21 protein-coding genes are annotated in these 21,591 nt (G+C 69.3%); 11 read left to right on the top strand and 10 right to left on the bottom strand.

What is annotated here, in order from left to right:
* Window positions 1-11: 11 nt before the first annotated feature.
* Window positions 12-596, top strand: a complete 585-nt coding sequence (locus tag KU887_RS29855) for a thiamine phosphate synthase (RefSeq protein ID WP_034178569.1) — start codon at window positions 12-14, stop codon at window positions 594-596.
* Window positions 597-665: 69 nt separating this feature from the next.
* On the opposite strand, the gene KU887_RS29850 is transcribed toward KU887_RS29855, so the two are convergent.
* Window positions 666-2,318 (bottom strand): DUF3459 domain-containing protein, encoded by a 1,653-nt coding sequence (locus tag KU887_RS29850; RefSeq protein ID WP_258258457.1) that lies wholly within the window; start codon window positions 2,316-2,318, stop codon window positions 666-668.
* Between the two features lie 318 nt (window positions 2,319-2,636).
* On the opposite strand from KU887_RS29850, the gene KU887_RS29845 reads away from it, so the two are divergent.
* On the top strand, window positions 2,637-3,344 hold the full coding sequence (locus tag KU887_RS29845) for a class I SAM-dependent methyltransferase (RefSeq protein WP_048988747.1): 708 nt from the start codon (window positions 2,637-2,639) through the stop codon (window positions 3,342-3,344).
* Between the two features lie 97 nt (window positions 3,345-3,441).
* On the top strand, window positions 3,442-4,110 hold the full coding sequence (locus tag KU887_RS29840) for a glutathione S-transferase (RefSeq protein WP_012493186.1): 669 nt from the start codon (window positions 3,442-3,444) through the stop codon (window positions 4,108-4,110).
* 6 nt (window positions 4,111-4,116) lie between these two features.
* Here the strand turns inward: KU887_RS29840 and KU887_RS29835 are convergent, their stop codons facing one another.
* Window positions 4,117-4,770, bottom strand: a complete 654-nt coding sequence (locus tag KU887_RS29835) for a DUF1345 domain-containing protein (RefSeq protein ID WP_006486145.1) — start codon at window positions 4,768-4,770, stop codon at window positions 4,117-4,119.
* Between the two features lie 133 nt (window positions 4,771-4,903).
* Between KU887_RS29835 and KU887_RS29830 the strand changes: the two genes are divergently transcribed.
* The gene (locus KU887_RS29830; RefSeq protein ID WP_006493108.1) at window positions 4,904-5,635 is read left to right on the top strand and encodes a metallophosphoesterase; all 732 of its coding nucleotides are present in this window, start codon (window positions 4,904-4,906) and stop codon (window positions 5,633-5,635) included.
* Window positions 5,636-5,670: 35 nt separating this feature from the next.
* On the opposite strand, the gene KU887_RS29825 is transcribed toward KU887_RS29830, so the two are convergent.
* Both KU887_RS29825 and KU887_RS29820 read right to left on the bottom strand, forming a co-directional pair.
* The gene (locus KU887_RS29825; protein ID WP_006490695.1) at window positions 5,671-6,372 is read right to left on the bottom strand and encodes an RES family NAD+ phosphorylase; all 702 of its coding nucleotides are present in this window, start codon (window positions 6,370-6,372) and stop codon (window positions 5,671-5,673) included.
* Complete coding sequence (locus KU887_RS29820; protein WP_006490694.1) at window positions 6,369-6,788, bottom strand: MbcA/ParS/Xre antitoxin family protein; 420 nt, start codon at window positions 6,786-6,788, stop codon at window positions 6,369-6,371. The genes KU887_RS29825 and KU887_RS29820 overlap by 4 nt, the downstream gene beginning before the upstream one ends.
* A gap of 235 nt (window positions 6,789-7,023) precedes the next feature.
* Here KU887_RS29820 and KU887_RS29815 point away from each other — a divergent pair, with 235 nt between their 5' ends.
* From KU887_RS29815 to KU887_RS29805, 3 genes are all read left to right on the top strand, one after another.
* Entirely contained in the window at window positions 7,024-7,806 is a 783-nt protein-coding gene (locus tag KU887_RS29815) for an ABC transporter substrate-binding protein (RefSeq protein WP_006490696.1), read from the top strand.
* A 197-nt stretch (window positions 7,807-8,003) separates the two neighbouring features.
* Window positions 8,004-8,303, top strand: a complete 300-nt coding sequence (locus KU887_RS29810; protein ID WP_171985195.1) for a hypothetical protein — start codon at window positions 8,004-8,006, stop codon at window positions 8,301-8,303.
* Between the two features lie 565 nt (window positions 8,304-8,868).
* Window positions 8,869-9,252: a GtrA family protein gene (locus KU887_RS29805; RefSeq protein ID WP_012493184.1), complete on the top strand. Its 384-nt coding sequence runs from the start codon at window positions 8,869-8,871 to the stop codon at window positions 9,250-9,252.
* A 28-nt stretch (window positions 9,253-9,280) separates the two neighbouring features.
* Here the strand turns inward: KU887_RS29805 and KU887_RS29800 are convergent, their stop codons facing one another.
* Together KU887_RS29800 and KU887_RS29795 are read right to left on the bottom strand one after the other, a co-directional pair.
* The gene (locus tag KU887_RS29800; RefSeq protein ID WP_020979476.1) at window positions 9,281-10,771 is read right to left on the bottom strand and encodes a sigma-54 dependent transcriptional regulator; all 1,491 of its coding nucleotides are present in this window, start codon (window positions 10,769-10,771) and stop codon (window positions 9,281-9,283) included.
* Window positions 10,772-11,216: 445 nt separating this feature from the next.
* Entirely contained in the window at window positions 11,217-12,134 is a 918-nt protein-coding gene (locus KU887_RS29795) for a metal-dependent hydrolase (protein WP_012493182.1), read from the bottom strand.
* 581 nt (window positions 12,135-12,715) lie between these two features.
* On the opposite strand from KU887_RS29795, the gene KU887_RS29790 reads away from it, so the two are divergent.
* The 3 genes from KU887_RS29790 (at window position 12,716) to KU887_RS29780 (ending at window position 15,492) form a co-directional block, all read left to right on the top strand.
* Complete coding sequence (locus tag KU887_RS29790) at window positions 12,716-13,057, top strand: FKBP-type peptidyl-prolyl cis-trans isomerase (protein WP_006479474.1); 342 nt, start codon at window positions 12,716-12,718, stop codon at window positions 13,055-13,057.
* A gap of 26 nt (window positions 13,058-13,083) precedes the next feature.
* A complete protein-coding gene (locus tag KU887_RS29785; RefSeq protein ID WP_006482167.1) occupies window positions 13,084-13,857 on the top strand; it encodes an AraC family transcriptional regulator in 774 nt (257 codons plus the stop codon).
* A gap of 126 nt (window positions 13,858-13,983) precedes the next feature.
* Window positions 13,984-15,492: an MFS transporter gene (locus tag KU887_RS29780; protein WP_258256682.1), complete on the top strand. Its 1,509-nt coding sequence runs from the start codon at window positions 13,984-13,986 to the stop codon at window positions 15,490-15,492.
* Between the two features lie 81 nt (window positions 15,493-15,573).
* Here KU887_RS29780 and KU887_RS29775 read toward each other — a convergent pair whose 3' ends face one another.
* Complete coding sequence (locus KU887_RS29775; protein WP_212111761.1) at window positions 15,574-16,044, bottom strand: helix-turn-helix domain-containing protein; 471 nt, start codon at window positions 16,042-16,044, stop codon at window positions 15,574-15,576.
* Between the two features lie 154 nt (window positions 16,045-16,198).
* Here KU887_RS29775 and KU887_RS29770 point away from each other — a divergent pair, with 154 nt between their 5' ends.
* A complete protein-coding gene (locus KU887_RS29770) occupies window positions 16,199-17,434 on the top strand; it encodes an MFS transporter (protein WP_212111750.1) in 1,236 nt (411 codons plus the stop codon).
* 338 nt (window positions 17,435-17,772) lie between these two features.
* On the opposite strand, the gene KU887_RS29765 is transcribed toward KU887_RS29770, so the two are convergent.
* Genes KU887_RS29765 through KU887_RS29755 form a run of 3 tightly spaced genes read right to left on the bottom strand, consistent with a single transcriptional unit; the run spans window position 17,773 to window position 21,586 of the window.
* Window positions 17,773-18,939 (bottom strand): glycosyltransferase family 4 protein, encoded by a 1,167-nt coding sequence (locus KU887_RS29765; protein WP_006482818.1) that lies wholly within the window; start codon window positions 18,937-18,939, stop codon window positions 17,773-17,775.
* On the bottom strand, window positions 18,939-20,123 hold the full coding sequence (locus KU887_RS29760; RefSeq protein WP_258256681.1) for a glycosyltransferase family 4 protein: 1,185 nt from the start codon (window positions 20,121-20,123) through the stop codon (window positions 18,939-18,941). Before KU887_RS29760 ends, KU887_RS29765 begins: the two co-directional genes overlap by 1 nt.
* Window positions 20,120-21,586, bottom strand: coding sequence for an O-antigen ligase (locus tag KU887_RS29755; protein ID WP_006482820.1), 1,467 nt, complete (start codon window positions 21,584-21,586; stop codon window positions 20,120-20,122). The genes KU887_RS29760 and KU887_RS29755 overlap by 4 nt, the downstream gene beginning before the upstream one ends.
* Between the last annotated feature and the right edge of the window lie 5 nt (window positions 21,587-21,591).

Raw genomic sequence — 21,591 nt, 5'->3', positions numbered from 1 at the left:
TGCGGCGCACGATGAACGCGCCGCTGCCGCGCTGCTGCGTGATCACGCCGGAACCGGCGTCCGCGTCGGCGGCCGATCGGGCCGCGTTCCTCGACCGGCTGTCGGCCGTGCTCGCGCGCGGCGAAACGCTCGTGCAACTGCGCGTGAAATCGCTCGACGCGGCCGCGTTCGCGGCGCTGGCCGCCGCGGCGCTCGCGCGCTGCGACGCCGCCGGTGCGCACCTGATGCTGAACGGCCCGATCGACGCAGCCGGCGTGATGCGGCTCGACGGCGCCGGCTGGCATCTGGACGGCGCCGCCTTGCGCGGCGTCACGCAGCGGCCGCTGCCGGCCGACCGGTGGGTATCCGCCGCGTGCCACTCGCAAGACGACCTGCTGCTGGCCGCACAGGCCGGCGCGGATTTCGTCACGCTGTCGCCGGTACTGCCGACGCTCAGCCACCCCGGCGCGCCGACGCTCGGCTGGGCGCGATTCGACACGCTGGCCGCCCAGGCCGCGATGCCCGTGTTCGCGCTCGGCGGCATGACGCGCGCGCATCTCGACGACGCGCGCCGTCATGGCGCGTACGGCATCGCGGGGATTCGCGGGTTCTGGTAATTCGGGGCCTGCCGGGCGCGCCGCCGGGTGCGACCGCGCGCGCTCCCGCCGCGTCACAACTTCATCGGCTCATGCATTCAGGTTCGCACGCATCCCGCGCCACGAACCGTCGTCGATGCGACGCACGTCGTGCGTCAACGCGTAGCGATTGACGTCGCCCGTCAGCCACGCGACGAGCGAATACGGCGGCAACTCGCCTTCATCGACCCGGTCGCGCGCGCGCGCCGGCGTCTCGAACACCACCCGCCCGCCCGGTGCGTCGAACGGCACCGCGTCCGGCGACAGGTTCAACGCGATCGTCAAGGTTTCGTCGTCGGCGAGCCGCCACGATGCGCACAGCGCGTCGGCATCGCCGTCGCCGTCCGCCTTCAGCGCGCGTGCGTCCTGCGGCCGGCAATCGGACAGCCTTGGCGCGATCAGCTTCGCGCGCACCGCGAGCGCCGACTGCACGAAATGCGCACGATCGACGTCGCGCGCGGTTTCGTCGAAGACCAGCGGGATCTGCGGCGTGAGCAACGACAGCGCGAGCGCGGCCAGTCCGGCCGCCTGCCCGTGATCGCCGGGGCCGCCGTCGCGCCATGCGCCATCGGACAGCACGAGCGACGTCAGCGACAGGCCGCCGTCGAAGGCCATCCCGTCCGCCGACGCGGCCAGCTGGTACGCCGCGCCGGCCGCGGTCAGCGCGCGGGCGAGCGTGTGGATCGACTGGTGCGTGGAAATGCCCTCGCGAGCCGACGTATCGCGCCCCGTGAGCCGGTGCAGCGCACGTTCGCCGCAGCCGTTCCACTGCGCGTCGAAATGGGTATCGGCCAGATGCGCGGGGTGCCGCTCGCTGCCGAGCACGAGATGGATCAGCCGGTCGGCCGGCACGGCCGCGCGCACGCGGTCCGCGATCTCGCGCAGCCACGACACGCCGATCCGGTCGGCTTCGCGCAGGCGCAGCCCGTCGCAACGGTATTCGTCGATCCAGTACAGCGCGTTGTCGCAGAAGAAATCGCACACTTCCGGATGATCGAGCGCGAGCGGCGCGGCCTGCAGCGGATCGTCGCGCGTATGGAAGAACGGCCCTGCGTAGTGGCGCAACGCATCGGTGCCGCTGCCGAAGCGCGCGTAGTCGAGCTCCAGCAGCACCGCGAGACCGTAGCCATGCGCGGCGTCGATCAGCGCCTTCAGCGCGTCGGGGCCGCCTTCGGCCGCGAGCGGCGCGAACGGCAGGCTGTCGTGCGGCGACGCGAGCAGCTCCAGCGCGGTCACGCCGAGGCGCGCGAGCTGCGGCAGGCGACGGCGCACGGCGTCGAAGCCGCCCACCGCGTGCGGGCGAATCGCGTAGAGCGCGATGTCTTCCCACGCGCGCCCGTGCCAGAACGTATTGCGCCACGTGAACGCGCGCGGATCGACGACCTCGCTGGGGCCGTTGAGCCCTTCGGGTTGCGAGCGCGACGCGGGATCGGGAATCGACACGGTATCGTCGAGCCGATAGCGGTAACGCGCACCCGCGCCGCAGTCGACGAAGACTTCGAACCAGTTCGGGCCGGCGCTCGTCATCGGCACGAGCGTCGGGCCGTAGCCGATATCGAGTTCGAGCTGGACGTGGGTGCTGCCCGGCGCCCACACGCGGAAATGCGTGCGCGGCGTCGGGCTGAGCGCGCCGCAGGGCTGCGCGCCAAACGGCAAGCAATGGATGTAGTGCTGCGCGTACGGATCGTGCGGACAATCGGACATCATGCGCTCCTCGTGCGTACCGAGCGGCATGGCCGCGCCACTGGCGCAGCGCATCGGGGCCCGGCATGCGACGGCCAGGCTGGGGAGAGAAACGAGTATGCGCCGGATTCGCCACCGCGATGCACCGTGGTCACACATTTTTAAATGCGAATCGACCCCGGCCAACCACCCGTGGAAACGGGCGACCGTCACGCGCCGGCGAGTCGGGTAGTCGGCATACCGGAATGATCGCTCGCCTTGTTGCGCCGGCCGCGCGCCCCTACGCTCTGCGTGATGCTCGCGGACACGTCGTCCGCGCACCGACCCGAGGACTCCGCCATGTCGCTTCCCGCCAGCGCCGCGAAATTCGATCCGTCACGCGCCCACGAATACGCCGAGCAATCGCGCATCGCGCTGGCCGGCTACGATGCCTGCCACGAACTCGCCGCGTGCATGCTCGCGTCAGTGATCGGGGCGGCCGATGCCCGGATTCTCGTCGCGGGCGCGGGCGGTACGGGGCAGGAAATCTGCGTCACGGCCGCGCTCGAACCGGGCTGGCGGTTCACGGCCGTCGACCCGTCCGCGCCGATGCTCGCGCTCGCGCGCTCGAACGTCGAAGCAGCGGGTTTCGGCGCGCGTACCGCGTTCGTCGAGGACGGCGTCGACGCATTGCCCGACGCGCCCGCGTTCGACGGCGCGACGCTGATCGGCGTGCTGCATCACGTGCCGGGCGACGACGCGAAAGTCGCGCTGCTGCACGCAATCGCGCGACGCCTGAAGCCCGGCGCGCCGCTCGTGCTCGCCGGCAACCATCGCCGCTACGCGGACCATCCGCGCCTGCTCGATGCGTGGCAGCAGCGCTGGCGCATGAAGGGTGCCACGCCCGACGCGGTGCGCGCGCAACTCGCGAAAATCCTGCAGGGCGCCGATCCGCCCGCATCCGAGGAAGCCGTGTTCGCGCTGCTGCGCGACGCGGGCTTCGACGCGCCGCTGCGCTTTTTCGCGAGCCTGTTCTGGGGCGCGTGGATCGCGGTGCGACGCGCGTGACGGTTCGATGCGGCCCGCGATGGCCCGCACCACGCGATTCGCGAACGCGCCGCAGGCACTCGGTATGATGTCGTTCCCGCCCCCTTCCGGCCTCGACATGCTCACCGTCCATCACCTGAACAACTCGCGTTCGCAGCGCGTGCTCTGGCTGCTCGAAGAACTGGATGTGCCATACGAGATCGTGCGCTACGCACGCGATCCGAAAACGATGCTCGCGCCGGCCGAATTGCGCGCGATCCATCCGCTCGGCAAGTCGCCCGTCGTGACCGACGACGGCCGCACGTTCGCCGAATCGGGCGCGATCATCGAATACCTGGTCGAACGCTACGGCAACGGGCGCCTCGCGCCGCCGCCCGGCTCGCCCGAGCGGCACGACTACACGTACTGGCTGCACTACGCGGAAGGGTCGGCGATGCCGCCGCTGCTGCTCAAGCTCGTCGCGCTGCGGATCGCGCATGCGCCGATGCCGTTCTTCGCGCGGCCGATCGCGCGCAAGATCGCCGCGACGCTGCAATCGGGTTTCGTCGATCCGCAGATCGATCTGCATCTCGGCCATGTCGACGGCGCGCTCGCACGCAGCGGCTGGTTCGTCGGCGACGGCTTCAGCGCGGCCGACATCCAGATGAGCTTTCCGCTCGAAGCCGCGACCGCGCGCGGCGGCGGCAGCCGGTATCCGGCGATCGCGCGCTTTCTCGACACGATCCATGCGCGGCCGGCGTACCAGCGGGCGCTGGAGCGCGGCGGCCGGTACGACCTGCTCAAGTAACCGGCGTCAGCTCAGCAGCCCCGCCGCGACGTTGATCGACAAGCCGAGCACGGCCATGTTGAAGTAGAACGACAGGATCGACTGCGCGAGCACCGAGCGCCGCGCGGAGCGGTTCGCGAGCGACACGTCGGCCGTCTGCGACGCGACCGCGAGCGTGAACGCGAAATACAGGAAATCCCAGTAATCGGGCTCCGGGTGTTGGTCCGGAAAGCGGAGCGCGCGATCGCTGCTCGGCGAGCCGTAATAGAGCCGCGCGTAGTGCAGCGTGAAGATGGTCGGGATCAGGAACCACGCGCCGAACAGCGTCGCACCCGTGATCGCGTAGTGGCTGAGCCCCGCGCTGAAGCCGACGCTCTTCGCGGTCGCGAGCTCGATCGCGATCGCCGCCACGCTCGCGACGGTCGCGAGGCACACGACGGTCAGCACGGTCGTCGCGTTTTCATCCTCGCGGATCGCGACTTCGCGCACCTTGTGATGATGCGCGGTGACCATGCGCACCCACATCAGCACGAGATACAGCCAGACCGCGCAGTCCCAGCCAATCAGTGCGCGCGCGGTCGGGCGCAGCGGAAACGGCAGCAGGACCGCGCACAGCACGCCGGCGACGAACGCCGCGACCATGCGCGGCCGGTTGCGTAATACCTGCGGATAAAGCGTCATCGTGTGATTCCGAAAGCGGATGGAAAGGATTCGGCCGGTGCGCGGGAAAGCCGCCGCGCCGGCGGGTAACGCGCCCCGATTATCGCCATTCCGTCGTCACGTGGCGATGGGCGCGAGCGCCTAAGATAAGGGGATGACTGCCCCCGCCCTGCTCTGCCGCCATCCCGCGAACCCGGCCGGCCGCGACTTCGTCGTCGGCGACCTGCACGGCTGCGTGGACGTGCTGCGCGCGCTGCTGCACGACGTCCGCTTCGATCCGGCGCGCGACCGGCTGTTCTCGGTCGGCGATCTCGTCGACCGCGGCCCGGCCTCCGACACCGCGCTCGACCTGCTCGACCGGCCGTGGTGTCACGTCGTGCGCGGCAATCACGAGGAAGTGCTGAGCCTCGTCGCGCGCGGCAAGCTGCCGCCCGACGCGTGGCGCAGGATCGGCGGCGACTGGGGCGCCGACCTGCCGCCGGAACGGCTGCGCGCGCATGCGGCGCGCGTCGACGCGCTGCCGCTCGTGCGGGTGATCGGCGACGGCCCGACGCGCTTCAACGTGCTGCACGCGGAATTCTTCGGCTCGGACGCGGAGCTCGATACCGGCAGCTATCCGCACGACGTGCGCGAGCGGCTGATCTGGGGCCGCGATCTGGTCCAGGGGCTCGCCGATCCGGCGCGGCAGGCTGGACTGTCGCTGACGTGCACCGGGCACACACCGGTGCGTGAGCCGCAACGGATCGGCGCGCAATGGTTCATCGACACGGGTGCGTTCGCGCCGGCCGGGCGGCTCACGCTCGCCGAGCCGCGCACCGGCCGCACATGGTCGATGACGCAGACCGAAGCGCGCGAACGCCACGCGGGCGACTGGCCGCTACCCTGACGCGCCGGCCGGCGCCTGCGTCCCCCACGCGAACGCTAGCCGACCTGATTCAGTTCGAACACCGCATCGACGGCCGAGCCGTTCCAGTTGTATTCGAGATAGGCCGCATGCTGGCAGTCGCGCAGCAGCGTCGTGCGGAACGCGGCGAGACACTCGCCGCGCGGATCGCGCACCGACGGATAGACGATTCCCGCGCCACCCGCGTTGCGCACCGCGCGACCGAAGGCCTGCCCCGCGCGGTAGTCGACCGGGTCCAGCAGCGCGGGATCGCGCTGCGGCCACGTGCGCACGTCGGCGACGTCGCCGTGCGCGAACACGGTATAGAGCCGCATCTGCTGGCGCATCGGCGGCTCCTTCGTCGCGGCGAGGAACAACCCGCTGTGATAGCGCGTTTCGGCAATCGCCGTGTCGCGCGAGCGGGTGCAGTAGAACACGCCGTAGCTGCCGTCCGAAAACCGGCTGCCCAGCGGATTCAGGTGCGTGAACGCGGCCATGATCGGCCCCCAGCCTTGCCCGTAGCGGCGTTCGGCGGGCGGCACGAGCTCGAGCGTGCCGACTTCGTTGCGGATGCGGTCGTTGGTCAGCGATTCGAGTGCATAGAGCGCGTCGAAATCCTCCGCGGACGCGACGCGGTCGAACAGGTTGATGGCAGGAAAACGGGTGGGAATCACGCGATAGGCCGGTGCCCAGTCGACGGTGGTCGTGGGCCACCGGGTGACGTCGGTCGGTGTCGTCACGCCCAGCCACCCCGCATCGCATCGAGATATTGGCGAACGGCCACCAGATCGCCGACGTTGCCGGCCAGCATCCGGTCGAGTGCGCGCTTGCCGCCGAACGGCGCCGCATCGTTGGGCCGCTTGACCCACGCATCGGCCGCGGCGGGCTGCGGCAACAGGATCTGCAACCCCTTGTAGATGCCGAGCAGCAGCGACAGGCGCTCGAGCGTATCGCGCGGCAGGCGCGCCGATTCCGGCGCGGCCTTCCACTTGAAGAACGTCGAGCGGCCGGGCGACCCGAGCAGCACGATCTGCTCGTCGATCGTCAGTTCCCAGTCGCGCGCGATGTTGAAAAACGCGCGCAGGCCGGCCGCCGACATCTGCGCGACCGAAGCGTGCGGCAAGGCGGAATGCGAATCGTAGGCGGGCTGTGACATGACGGTTAGTCTCGAAACGAATCTACTAACAAGATTAGTCCATTCTCGTATTTTTGCAAGGGTCGCACCCAGCGATCGCGCACGTCCATCCGACAAATCGATATTTTTTGTCCATTCTGGACTCTGATTTTATTTTCTGCGTTAATGGCCGTGCGGACCCCGCGTCACGGCGCGGATCGTGTCCGTGGAGACCGTGTCGCACAGAAACCGGATGCACCACGCCAAGGAACGCACCATGAAGAGACTGATTGCCGCTGTTTCGATCGCCCTGCTCGCGGTATCCGCAGGCCCCGCCGTCGCGAAGGACTGGACCACGATCCGCTTCGGCACCGATGCCAGCTACGCGCCGTTCGAGTCGAAGGCGCCCGACGGCAAGCTCGTCGGCTTCGACATCGACCTCGGCAACGAGATCTGCGCGCGCCTGAAGGCGAAATGCGTGTGGCTCGAGAACGATTTCGACGGGATGATTCCGGCGCTGAAGGCGAAGAAGTTCGACGCGGTGCTGTCGTCGATGTCGATCACGCCGCAACGCGCGCAGCAGATCGGCTTCACGACGAAGATCTACAACCAGCCGACGCGGCTCGTCGTGAAGAAGGGCTCGCCGCTGCTGCCGACCGCCGAATCGCTGAAGGGCAAATCGATCGGCGTCGAACAGGGCACGACGCAGGAGACGTATGCGAAGGCGTACTGGGGCAAGCAAGGCGCGAACGTCGTGTCGTACCAGAACCAGGACGGCGTGTATGCCGACCTGATCGCCGGCCGCCTCGACGCGGCGCTGCAGGATGAAGTGCAGGCCGCGATCGGGTTCCTGAAATCGCCGCGCGGCGCGAACTACACGTTCGTCGGGCCCGAGCTCGTCGACGAAAAGGTGCTCGGCATCGGCGCGGGCATCGGCTTGCGCCAGGAAGATACCGACCTGAAGGCGAAGATCGATCGCGCGATCCTCGACATGGTCAAGGACGGCACCTACAAGCGGCTCGCGTCGAAGTACTTCGACTTCGACATCTACGGCAGTTGAAAACGGCGTCGCGCGCGTACGGATACTGCTTCCGTCGCGCGCGTCCGACCGCCCCTCCCCTTGCAACCGGATGGCAACGGCATCGAGCGGTTCGCCGTTGCATCGAATGCGGGTCGTCTTGCGTCGTATGCGGCACGCGGCAGGACCCTGCATTATTGTTTGGACTGCAGATCGACTCCCTGAGACAACGACACGCCATGCGAATGGATGTCGTGCCGTTCTGGTCAATAGGCGAAGATCGGGCGTCGCGGTACCGGCGCCCGTGTGCACATGCCCATGCGGACCGGGTTCGCGTGCAGGAAAGTGCCGACCCGGCGCGGATGACCGGCAACCAGCCGGATCCGCCTCGCACCGGGCGCGGAGAGATGGCCTGTCGAGGCATGCCGGTCGGCCGCAAGCGCGACGTTCGAGCGGCGATGTCCCGAATCACGGCGATCGCGGCCAGCGGACCGCGGCGTGTGATGATCGATCATTTTTCTACCCCGTTTGCTGTCTGATGTTTGTTCCGGCAACCGGACGATGCCGATGCCCCGGCGATCAGGCGACGACGTCCCGTGCTCGCCGCGACGCGGCTGCTGCCCCGCGCGCGGCCGCCGCATCCCCGCGGACTGCGTCCTGGCCGGTACCGAAGGCTTGCGCCGCCTGACCGGACGGACCTCGCGTCGTCGACTCTCGCATGTCCCTCTTCGCAAGGACCGGGCCAGCGCTGCGCGAGCCCGGCCGGACAAGGCGATGGTCAGGCCGGCTGACGGCCGGCACGGGTGTGGCATACGGGAAGTTACGAAACTGAAACATCGGAGCCGCGGCGCGCGCCGGCCCTGCAACGGCGGGGCCTTGCGGAATAAGGCTGAACAATGGAGCGCGGAATTTTTACCGGCGACGGACCGGCCGACCGGACCGGTTCGGCGCGGCAATTCCTCCGGCGGCCGACGCGAAATGTTTCATGCGCTTTACATGCCGGCGCCGGCGACGCGTACCGTCCATCGCGCTGGACGCGGCGGCCGATCGCATGGCTATACTGCGACACCGCTTCACGCGACTTCACGCCGACCACTGCCCACGATGCTCCGTACCTTCGCCGCCGAACGTGCCAGACTGATCCGCTTCGGCGTGTCGGGCCTGGGCTCGACCGCGCTGCATGCGCTGATCGCCGCCGCGATGTTCGCGCTGTGCGACGCGACGCCCGTCGTCGCGAACGCGAGCGCGTTCGTCTGCTCGACGGCGTTCTCGTATCTCGCCAATACGCTGTGGAGTTTTTCGTCGCCGGTGACGTGGGGCAACTTCATGCGCTTTCTCGCGGTCGCGATGGCCGGCCTCGCCGTGACGATGCTGCTGGCGCACGGCACCGACGCACTCGGGCTCGCCCGCGCGTGGAGCATCGTCGCGGTCGTGCTGTGCGTGCCGCCCGTCACGTTCGTGCTGCACCGGCTGTGGACCTATCGCTGAGCCGGCCCGCACGCATCGCGCCCGCCGCTCAGCCGACCCGCTGATGCCCCGCGTCGCCCGACGGCGCGCCGTCGTGCCCGCCGCTATCGCCATTCCCGCCGCTGCCGCCGTTGTTGTCGTGATCGTTCAGCCCGTGCTCGATCATCATCCGGTAGAGCGTCACGCGTGAAATGCCGAGTTCGGCGGCGGCCTTGTTGATCCGGTGGTCGTTGCGCAGCAGCGCATTCTCGATCGCGGTGCGTTCGGCCAGCGCCCGCGCCTGTTCGAGCGTCACCGGTTCGGTTTCGCCGGGCGTATCGAGCCCGAGATCGTGCGGCGTCAGCAGCCGGCTCTCGGCCATCACGATCGCGCGCCGCACGCGGTTGATCAGTTCGCGTACATTGCCGGGCCACTCGTAGCGCCGCATCGCATCGAGCGCGGCCGACGTGAAGCCGCTGATCTTGCGGCCGCTGTCGGCCTTGAATTTCTGCAGCACGTAGTGCGCGAGGATGTCGATGTCCTTGCCGCGCGCGCGCAGCGGCGGCTCGTGAATGCGCAGCACGCACAGCCGGTGATAGAGATCCGCGCGGAAGCGCCCGGCCTCGACCGCGCCGTCGAGATCGACGTGCGTGGCCGAGATGATCCGCACGTCCACCGCGATCGATTCCTGCCCGCCGAGCCGCTCGATCTTGCCCTCTTGCAGGAAGCGCAGCAGGCTTGCCTGGCTTTCGACCGGCATGTCGCCGATCTCGTCGAGAAACAGCGTGCCGCCGTTCGCCGATTCGATCCGGCCCGCGCGCCGCTGGTTCGCGCCGGTGAACGCGCCGCGTTCATAGCCGAACAGCTCCGACTGCAGCAGGTGATGCGGAATCGCGCCGCAGTTGATCGCGACGAACGGCCCCTTGCCGCGCCCGGAGCGCTCGTGAATCGCGAGCGCCGTCAGCTCCTTGCCGGTGCCCGACTCGCCCGAGATGAACACGCTCGCGTCGGTCTTCGCGACCTTGCGGATCGTGCTGAACAGCTGCTGCATCGCCTCGCAATTGCCGATCATCCCGTGTTCGCCGATCGACGCCGCGTAGGCGGCGCCGTCGACGCGATCGAGCGCGGCCATCCCGCGCGCATGGCCGAGCACGTGCGAAATCCATTCGTACGGCAGCGGCAGCGTCACGTAATCGAAACAATAGCTGCGGATCAGTTCGCGCACGGCGGGGCCGATCGTGATGCCGGCCTGCGCGATGGAAATCCAGCCGATCGCCGGCTGGCTCAGACACATCTTCAGCGCGGGATAGTCGCGCGACGTGAAGCCGGTGAAATCGACGAGCCCCGCGGCCACGCTCACGCCGGAGGTCATGTTCTGCGCGGCGCCGGCCGTCTTCGCGACCGCGATCTCCCAGCCAAGCCCGCGCAGTTGTGCCAGCAACGGCTCGTCGGGCGTGCGCATGATCACGAACAGCTTGCGTCCGGCCTCGGGGGCGGTGACGGACACGTCCGTCATCTCGGGCGCCGCCTGCCCGTTTGCGTCGGGTGACCTTGCAACCATCGTTGTTCCCCGCTTGGCGTTGGTATCGCGCGCCGGCTCGCCGCCGCGTACGACGGACACGATCGAACCGACATATTGGCCGTATTTCCGTCCGAATAAAATCCCCCTGCGCATGAATCGCGCCGGAGGTCGACGTTGTCATGAACGGTATATCGATGCGGCCGGCCCGCGGCTAGATGGGTGTTATCCCGGTGGCGGGCGCCGCGCGCGACCGGAAAGGCCCGGCCCCGAACGCACAAAGCCGCGCCGGTGCTGGCGCACGGCGATCGTGGAGGACGCGGCGCACGCCCGATTCGTGCGCCGGCCCATGCGCGCGCAACCGGTCCGCCGGGCAGGCGGACGCCCGGGCAACCGGTTCCGGTTGATTTTCGTCAATCGTCGGAAGAAGCCGGCTGATGCACGAACGCAACATGCGCGGCGCCCCGCCGTGCGGCGGGGTGAGGGGTCAGCGGCCCGACGCGAGCGGCGCGGGCGTGTTCGCGCGGCCGCGGCCGGCCGGCGCGCCGCCGTGTTCGCCATAGGTGGCGGCCAGTGCATCGACCCGCGCGAGATGGTGGCGATTGTCGTGATCCCACGGGTGGAAGCCCGGCCGGAAAAAGCTCAGCCATTCGCCGGCGATGCGCGGGAACAGCCCGCGACGCGGCCCGTACAGGAACGCGATCATCCGCAGCATGCCGCGCACGTGATGGCCGGCGCCGCGATCGCGCCACAGCAGCGTCGCATGCATCAGGAACACGGTCGGCCAGAACGTCAGCGTCGTCAGCAGATACACGCCGATGCGGATCAGGTAGCGACGCAGCCCCGGCTTCATCGCGGCATTCCACACGTCGAACGACACGGCCTTGTGCTCGGTTTCCTCCAGCGCGTGCCAGATCCACATCTGCCGGTAGCCTTCGACCGAACCGTCGAGGCGCGTCGGGTCGCGCAGCAGCCAGTCGGCGAGCATCGCCGTGTAATGCTCGGCCGCCACCGTATGCGCGAGCTGCACCGAATGCGGCAGCTTGCGCTTCATGTAGCCGAGCACCGTCCATACGCGCTGGTCCAGCTTGCGCGCGGGTAGCCGGTTCGCCTGCATCAGCTCGTTGTATTCGATGTGCTCGCGCGTATGCATCGCTTCCTGGCCGATGAAGCCGAGCACCTGCTGCTTCAGCACGGGATCGTCGATCCGGTCGCGATAGTTGCGCACCGAATCCATGAAGAAGCGCTCGCCGGCCGGAAACAGCAGCGACAGCGCGTTGAAGAAATGGGTCACGTGCGACCCGAGGCCATGCCAGTCCTTCGCGCGTTCGACCGGCAGGTCGAAGCGCAGGTCGCGGCGCACCGGCATGATCCCGGCTGCGGTGGCGGAAGCGGCTGACTTCATGTTCATCGTTCTCCTGTTGCGGAGCCGTCCGGCGCATCGTCCGACGCGGCCGGCGCAAGCCCGGGCGGCGCATCGCGCGCCGCCAAAATCCTGACATCGACAGATGTAACGATAGGCCGCGCGCGCCGGCGCATGCAAGCCGCGCGGTAGATGCGCGCTTCCAAACAGGGCACGGTCGGAAAGACGGAAAAAACGGCGCTCGAACGACATTCGGCCGGGCCGCGATTCGAACGCGGGCGCGCGCGTCGGGGCGAGGCGCCGGATGCGGCGCGGCGCCCCGCTATCGGCCCGCAGGCCCCGTGCGGCGGGCCTTTCGCGGGATCGGGCAACGCTCGTGCAGCAGGCTGTCACGTGAGCCGTTCGCATCGATTCATACGCGCCGCGCACCGTCGCGGTGCACCCTCGCCCCCGCGGCTCGCGAAAAATTCAAACGCGCGTTCCAATTGCGTTCCGGGCGCTCACGCCGGCACGCCCCGCCACGCTGCGCCGCTCAGCGTGAAACGGCGCGAAATCCACGCGCGCCGGCCCGCTGCGCGCTCGCCTACAATAGCGGTTTCACGCAACCTCTTTCAGGAGAAATCATGTCCGTCATCACGACCGAATCGGGCCTCAAGTACGAAGACCTGACCGAAGGCACCGGCGCGGAAGCGCAAGCCGGCAAGACCGTCAGCGTCCACTACACGGGCTGGCTGACCGACGGTCAGAAATTCGATTCGAGCAAGGATCGCAACGACCCGTTCGCGTTCGTGCTCGGCGGCGGCATGGTCATCAAGGGCTGGGACGAAGGCGTGCAGGGCATGAAGGTCGGCGGCGTGCGTCGCCTGACGATCCCGCCGCAACTCGGCTACGGCCCGCGCGGCGCAGGCGGCGTGATTCCGCCGAATGCGACGCTCGTGTTCGAAGTCGAACTGCTCGACGTCTGACCCTGCACCCGGCCGTTTCCTTCCCGATGGAACGCATCGCCTCCCCCGCCATCGCGCTGCGCCGCTACGCCACGTGCGAAGCGTCGGACGTGCACGACTTCCACCAGGTCGTGCTCGGCGTCGATGGCGCGATGGTGATGGCGGTGGACGGAATCGGCCAGCGCATCGACCGGCACGCGGCCTGGCTGATTCCGGCCGGCGCGCGTCACGACTACGCGGGCCTCGGCGACAATCGCCAGCTCGTGATCGACCTGCCCGCCGCGTCGCTCGCGGTACCGCAGCGGCTGTTCGACCATGCACGGGCCGTGTCGATCGACCCGGCGCTCACGTCGCTCGTCGCGCAGGTCGCGGCGGCCGCCGCGCAACACGATGCGCCGGACGGCGACGCACGGCAGGCCGCCGCGCACCGCTTTCAGTGGCAGGCCGCGGCTCGCCTGTGCGACGCGCTGCTCGACGATGCGGGCATCGCCGCGCCTGCGTCGGGCCTCGATTTCGCGCGCATCGACCGCTGGCTGCGCGCGCGGCTCGCCGAACCGCTGCGCATCGCCGATCTCGCCGCGCACTGCGGCTACGGGATGCGGCGCTTTCATCAACTGTTCGTCGATGCATTCGGCGAAACGCCCCATCGCTACCTGCAGCGGCTGCGGCTCGACGCCGCGATCGTGCTGCTCGCCGACGGCCGGCATGCGCTCGTCGACATCGCGGGCAGCGTCGGCTTCGCGGACCAGAGCACGTTCACGCATGCGTTCACGAAGCGCTTCGGCGTGGCGCCGGGACGCTGGCGCGGCGAACGGCATTGAACGCATCGGCCTCGCTGAATACGCATCGACGCACGTAGCCAGCGGCACGCATTCGCGTCGGCATCCGTATCGACGCTTCGCGTCCCGCTGAAACATCGCCTGTCCGTCGCCGCCTACGATGGACGCATGGATACGACCACACCGTCCCCCGCTTTCCCGCCCGCGCTCGCGCGCGTCGTCGCCACCGTCAGCATCGGTTTCGTCGTCACGCAGCTCGACGTGACGATCGTCAATATCGCGCTCGCGCATCTCGCCGCCGACCTGCACCTGCCGGTCGCCGGCCTGCAATGGGTCGTCGATGCGTACACGCTCGCGTTCGCGGTGCTGATGCTGTCGGCCGGTGCGCTCGGCGACCGCTTCGGCGCGCGCCGCCTGTACGTCGCCGGCCTCCTGCTGTTCGCGCTCGCGTCGCTTGCATGCGGCGCCGCCGTCGCGCCCGCGATGCTGATCGCGGCCCGCGCGCTGCAAGGCGTCGGCGCCGCGGCCATGCTGCCGAATTCGCTCGCGCTGCTCAACGACGCGTGCCGGCACGACCCGCGCCTGCGCGCCCGCGCGGTCGGCGGGTGGACGGCGGCCGGGTCCATCGCGATCGCGGCCGGCCCGGTCGTCGGCGGCCTGCTGATTGCCGCATGGGGCTGGCGCGGCATCTTCCTCGTGAACCTGCCGCTGTGCGCGGCGGGACTCGCCGCTACGTTCGCGTGGGTGCCCGCGCGCCGCGAGCAGGCTGCCCCGGCACGCTCGGCCCGTTCGTTCGATCCGCGCGGCCAGTTCGTCGCGATCGCGATGCTGACCGCGCTGACCGGCGCCGTGATCGAATGGCGGCCGCTCGGCTTCACGCACCCGGTCGTGACCGGCGGCTTCACGCTGGCGGCGCTGGCCGCGCTCGCGTTCGTCGCGATCGAATCGCGCACGGCCACGCCGATGCTGCCGCTATCGCTGTTCCGCCACCGCACGTTCAGCGCGGCCGTGCTGTTCGGGATCTGCGTAAACCTCACGTATTACGGCACCGTGTTCATGCTCGCGCTGTACCTGCAACGCACACGCGGCCAGTCGGCGTTGCAGGCCGGGCTCGCGTTCCTGCCGCTCACCGGCGGGTTCCTGCTGTCGAATCTCGCGAGCGGACGCGTCGTCGCCCGCCACGGCCCGCGCATGCCGATGGTGGCCGGCGCGCTCGTCGCCGCGCTCGGCTACGGGTCGCTGCATGTCGTCGATGCAACGACGCCGCTCGTCATGGTGCTGGTGCCGTTCCTGCTGATTCCGTCGGGCATGGGCTTCGCGGTACCCGCGATGACGACGGCCGTGCTCGCATCGGTCGCGCCCGACCGGGCCGGCATCGCGTCGGCGGTGCTGAATACCGCACGGCAGGCCGGCGGTGCAATCGGCGTCGCGGCATTCGGTGCGCTCGCCGGCGACGGCGGTGCAGCGCAGGTCGTCAGCGGGTTGCGGATCGAAACCGCCGTGTCGGTCGCGCTGCTGCTCGCGGCCGCACTGCTCGCGACCCGTGTGCGGACCGATGCGGATCGCGGTGCCTCTCCCGCGCCTCGGGCGACGCCACCGGTCGATCGCACGCGTGCGGTCACGCGTCACCGAGGTGAGGCTGGATCAGGTAACGCCGACGAAAGAAGGTCTGCGTGAATCGACTCGCGTAGCCGGCAGTGCCGCGCTCGTGCTGTCGCGCCGAATGCCATCCGACGGCACGACCCTCGCGCATGACGCTCACCGACGCGCCGCGCCCGCTTCGTCATCGATCTTCTTCACGACCGTATCAGCCGCCTTCAAAGGCCGGCCGTCGTCGTGCCACAGCGCGAGCTTGCGGATCGCGCGCCCGGTGCCGCGATCGATCAGCACCGAATGCCGCTCGCTGCGCGCGAACAGGTTGGCCTCGCCCCACTGCCGCAGCATCACGATGACCGGAAACAGCCCCTCGCCCTTTTTGGTCAGCACGTACTCCTGATACGCGGTGCCGTCGGACGCCGGCACGACGTCGAACACGCCCGCGTCCACCAGCATCTTCAGCCGGTCGGACAGGATGTTGCTCGCGACGCCGAGGCTCGCGCGGAAATCGCCGAAGCGGCGCACGCCGTCGAACGCATCGCGCACGATCAGCAACGCCCAGCGATCGCCGACGATATCGGTCGCGCGCGCCACCGGGCACGGCGAATCCGCAAGACTTTTCTGCCTGGCCATGTTGCTCTCCGCAATCACGCCGGCCGCCTTCGCAGGCATGCCGGCCATCCGGGCACGGGCCGCTGGCCCGTCACCCAACAGGTTGCATTTTAAAACTACTTTCCCTACACTCCAAACCAGTTTCAAATTGCAACTACATTGCGTGAGGCAACCCATGGAATCGTCCTGCCATTCCGGCACCGTTGCATCGAACGCGCCAACCGGCGCGATCCATCCGGCTGAGGGCGCCCGCCTGTCGTCGGCGCGTGTCGTGCTGCTGGCCGTCTGCTGCGCGGCGAGCGTCGCGAACGTCTACTACGCGCAGCCGCTGCTCGATTCGATCGCGCAGGATTTCGGCGTATCGCTGGCCGCCGTCGGCGGCGTCGTCACCGCGACGCAGCTGGGCTGCGCGCTCGCGCTGCTGTTCGTCGTGCCGCTTGGCGACCTGCTGAACCGCAAGCGCCTGATCGCCGTGCAGCTTCTGCTGCTGACCGCGGCCTGTATCGGCGTGGCCGCCGCGTCGACACGCATCGCGCTGCTGGCGGGAATGGTGGCGGTCGGATTGCTCGGCACCGCGATGACGCAAGGACTGATCGCGTGCTCGGCCGCTCTCGCCGGCGCAGGCGAACGCGGGCGCGTGGTGGGCGCCGCGCAAGGCGGCGTCGTGGTCGGGCTGCTGGCCGCGCGCTCGCTGGCGGGTGTCGTCACCGACATCGCGGGGTGGCGGGCCGTCTATCTCGTATCGGGCGCCCTCGCGATCGCGATGCTGGTCGTGCTGTCGCGGCTGCTGCCCGCGATGCGCGAACCGCGCGAACGCATCGGTTACGCGGCGCTGCTGCGGTCGATGGTGGCGCTGCTGCGCGATGAACGTGTGTTGCGCGTGCGCGGCGCGATCGCGCTGCTGATGTTCGCGGCGTTCAGCATCTTCTGGAGCGCGCTCGTGCTGCCGCTGAGCGCGCCGCCGCACGCGATGTCGCACACGCAGATCGGTGCATTCGGCCTCGTCGGCGCACTCGGGGCGGCGGCCGCCGCCCGCGCGGGCCGGCTCGCGGATCGCGGGCGCGGCGAAGCGACGACCGGCGCCGCACTCGCGCTGCTCGCATGCGCGTGGCTGCCGCTCGCGTTCGGCAATACGTCGATCGCGCTGCTGATCGTCGGCATAGTGCTGCTCGACGTCGGCGGACAGGCCGTGCACGTCGTCAACCAGAGCATGATTCTCGGCGCGCGGCCCGACGCGCATGCGCGCCTCGTCGGCTGCTACATGCTGTTCTATTCGGCCGGCAGCGGGCTCGGTGCGATTGCGGCGACGATGATGTACGCGCGCGCCGGCTGGACCGGCGTCTGCGTGCTCGGTGCGGCGGTGAGCGTGGCCGCGCTCGGCGTGTGGGCCGCGACGCTGCGGCGTGCATGAGGCGCGACGGCCATGCTGATCGAGCGTCTGCGTGCTCTGCGTGGGGGCGAGCGTGGCCGCGTTGGGGGTGTGGGCCGCGACGCTGCGGCGCGCATGAGGCGCGACGGCCATGCTGATCGAACGGGAAACGCCGGTCCGCCCTCGGCGGGCGGCCGGCACGCGAACCGGCCGCGCACGCGCGTCGGTGGGGCTTTCGGTTCCGCTGCGATTCCGCTTCGGTTCGGCTTGGGGCACCCCCGCGGCGGAGAAGCTGGCGCGCCGGCAACGTCGCGGCGCATGTCGGTTCCGCTGCGGTTCCGCGTCGGTTCCGCTGCGGTTCGGCGGCGCGCCGCGGGCGTTCAGCCTGCTGCCTGAATCGCCTCCTCGTACACGCCGGCCACGCGGCGCGCGATCACCGCATTGTCGAAATGATCGCGTGCATAGCGCTTGCACGCGGCCTCGTCGGGCAGCGCGATCGCGCCCGACAGCGCACCGCCGAGCCCTTCCGCGATCGCGTCGGCGCCCGTCGACGGCAACACCAGATCGTTCGACAACCCGGCGACCGCCTCCGGCAGCCCGCCGACCGGCGTGACCAGCACCGGCGTGCCGGACGCCAGCGATTCGACGGTGATCAAGCCGAAGCCCTCAAGCGCGACCGTCGGCACGACGCTGACCGTCGCCGCACGATACAACGCCGCGAGATGATGATCGGGCACGAAACCGAGCAGCTTCACGTTGTCCTGCAGCCCCGCTTCGTCGATGCGCTGCTGCAGTTCCTCGCCGATCTTGCCCTTGCCGGCGATCAGCAGCAGCACGTCCGGGTGACGGCGCTTGACGAGGCCGATCGCATCGATCAGGTCCTCCAGCCCCATGCGCCGCACGAGCCGGCGCACGGCCAGCACGATCGGCCGGTCCTGCGGCAGTTGCAGCTTGTGCCGCGCCTCGGCGGGCGTGAGCGGCGTGTCGAACTGCGCGGTATCGACGCAGCCCGGGATCACACGCACGCGCGACGGATCGATCCCGTAGCGGTTCGTCAGGATCTGGCCGAATGCCTGCGACAGCACGATCAGCCGCGACGAGCGCGTATAGACGGCCTGTTCGAGATAGCGCTTCGCGCGCTGTCCGAGCGACGCGGCGCCCTCGACCTGGCTTTCGTCGGCCCACGGCCCCTGGAAGTGCGACACCTGCGGAATCCCGCGCGTCACGTCGAGCCCCGGGAACGTGTACAGCGCGAAGTGCGACGAAATCACGTCCGGCCGCGCGCTGCGGATCTCGTCGCGCAGCGCGCGCCGCGCGGCGAGCATCCGGCGCGCGAGCGGCTCCGACGCGGGACCGAAACCCTGGATCGCCCCGCCCGTGTCGTCGGCGACCTTCGGCGAGCCGGCGACGAGCCCGCGCACCTCGACGCCCGCGCCGGGCAGCGCGCCGACGAGCGAGTAGTACATCCGGTCGAGGCCGCCCGCGCGTTCGGGAAACCAGTGCATGCCGATCTGCAACGATTTGATCGGCCGGGAAGATTGGGACATCACGGTTGCTCCTGCGTGATTGCATGCTCGACCCGCTCGAAGGCGGACGGCTGCGTGGGTTGGCCGATGCGCCGGTAAAGCGCGACGTACTGGGCGCCCATGTGCGCCCAGCCGAAACGGGTCATCAGTTCGCGGGCCGCGTCGCCCATCGCGCGACAGGTGTCGCGCGATGCCGCGAGCGCGCCGATCGCCTGCGCGAGCGCGGCGGGATCGTCCGGGTCCTCCAGCACGATCCCGCATTCGCGCGTGATGATTTCCGCGCCGCCCGCCGTGCGCGCGGTGACGACCGGCAGCCCGGCCGCCATCGCCTCCAGCAGCGACAGGCTCATCGCTTCGTAGCGCGACGGAAACACATACGCGTCGACCGAGCGCATCAGCGTCGGCATGTTCTTCACGAGACCGAGGAAATGCACGCGCGAATCGATGCCGAGCGCGCGCGCTTCTTCCGGATACGGGCTGCCGGGCAGATAGCCGGCCACCGCCAGATGCACGTTCGCGGGCAGTTTCGTCAGCGCCTTCAGCACGGTGCCGAGGTTCTTGCGCGGCGTGCGCAGGTCGCCGACGAACAGCAGCAGGAACGCGTCGTCCGGCAGCTTGAATGCCGCGCGGTCGGCCTGCGCGCCCGCGAACGCGCTGCCGTCGACGCCGTTGTAGATCACGCTGATCTTGCGGCTGTCGATGCCGAGCCCGGCAATCTCGTCGGCCACCTTCTGCGACACCGCGGTAATCGCGCGCGAACGCTTGTACGCCCAGCGCTCGAGCACGGTATTCACGCGCGTATAGACGTACTGGTAAGCCGACCACAGCCCCTTGGTGGGCCCGAACGGATAGTACGGACTCTTGAACCAGCCGCCGTGCACGAAGTGCGCGGTATTCACGTCGGCCTTGATCCACGAGATGAAGCCGTTCACGTGCAGCACGTCGTATTCGCCGCGGTGCGCGCGCAGCCACGCTGCGCTTTTCACCGCGAACACCTGCTGCTTGACGAGATTCGACGGCCAGAAGCCGCCGACCTTCACCGGCACCCAGCGCACGCGCGGGTCGGCCAGCAGCTCGGGCGCGACGTGCGACGCGACCAGCGTGACCTCGTAGTTTTCGGCCAGCGCCGCGCGCGCGATTTCGTAATTGACGCGGCCCTGCCCGTCGTTATGTCGCACGACGTGCGTGACGATCGCGATTCTCAATGGTCGCCTCCCCGTGAACGCGCGGCGGCCAGCAGGCGTTGCGCCTTCTGCCAGTGCGCCGCGGCAAGTATCGAAAAAATGGCTGTGAACATCAGCAGGCCGCCGGTGCCGATCAGCGAGTTCGTGAACACGAGCATCGCGAAGGTCGACAGGCACAGGCTCAGGCATGCCGCGACGAATTTGTCCTGGCGCAACTTGAACGCCGCGCGCAGCGTGCGGCCGAACAGCATCACGACGCCGGCGAGATACAGCAGCGTGCCGGGCCAGCCGAGCACGAACGGCACGTTCATCACGCCGCTGTCGAAGCTGCCGTATTTGCCGAGTTCGCCGCTGTCGCTCGACAGCTTCGTGGACGCGCCGGTCGCGCCCATCCCTTCGCCGGCGACGTCGGTGAACGCCGTCTGCGCGAAGGTCGCGTAGAACTTGTTGCGGTCGTCGTAGCTGCGGTCGTCCTTCAGGTTCGTGATCGACTGCAGGCGCGCGCCGAGCCGGTCGGCCACCGGCCCGACGGTCAGCAGCGGCACGCACAGCCCGACCAGCACGACGCCGCTGATCAGGATCCGCATCCGCACGCGGTTGCTCGATTGCACGAGCTGGATCGCGAGCGCGATCACCCAGCCGCCCCACGTCGAGCGCACGAGACACAGCGCGAACGACACGAAGCCGGCCGCCCCGGCGAACCAGCGGATCTTCTGCGGCGCCGCGAACACGAACACCAGCGCGCCCATGATCGCGAACGCGAACGGGCCGGACGAGTTCATCGTGCTGAACACGCGCACGCCGTACGGCACCGGCTCGCCCTGCGAGCCCATGTCCGAGCCGATCATCCACAGCACGTCCCACTGCGGCATCACGAAGTACTGCACGATGCCGTACAGGCCCATCACGAGCATGCCCCACATGAACGTGGACAGCAGCACGTCGCGATACTCGGGATAGTCGCGCGCGTTGACCATGATGTGGAAGCCGATCAGCACCGGGTACACCCAGTTCGCGAGATCGTAGGTCGCGGCCATCACGCCGCTCGACACGATCCCGACGAGGTACGCATACGCGAGCCCGAACAGCATCAGCAGCACCGGGATGCCGCGCCGCTGCGCGAGCACGCGGTAATGCCTGAGCAGCCCCAGGCCGGCGATCATCGTCACCGCGAGCGGCGCCACCTGGATCAGGCTCGTCGGCGTGAACGCGCCCTTCGACCAGTCGGCCAGGCGACGCACCTCCGGGCTCAGGAACCACACCCACCACATGAAGCCGACATAGCGCGCCGGGCTCTTGAAATACAGCCAGATGCCGACCGCGATGGCCAGCACCGGGAACGCGAGCGTCAGCACCTTGCCCTGGTGGATGGCGATCAGCGCGGCGGTAAACGTCCACAGCCCGGCCTGGCCGGCCCAGTGCTTCGGCTCGGCGAACCAGCTGCGGGCGCGCGACGGCGCACGTTCGGCGGCAATCGTACTCATCGATC

The organism is Burkholderia sp. EMB26 (assembly GCF_024730645.1).
Taxonomy (GTDB): Bacteria; Pseudomonadota; Gammaproteobacteria; order Burkholderiales; family Burkholderiaceae; genus Burkholderia; species Burkholderia cenocepacia.
This window is presented reverse-complemented; position numbering and strand designations above follow the sequence as displayed.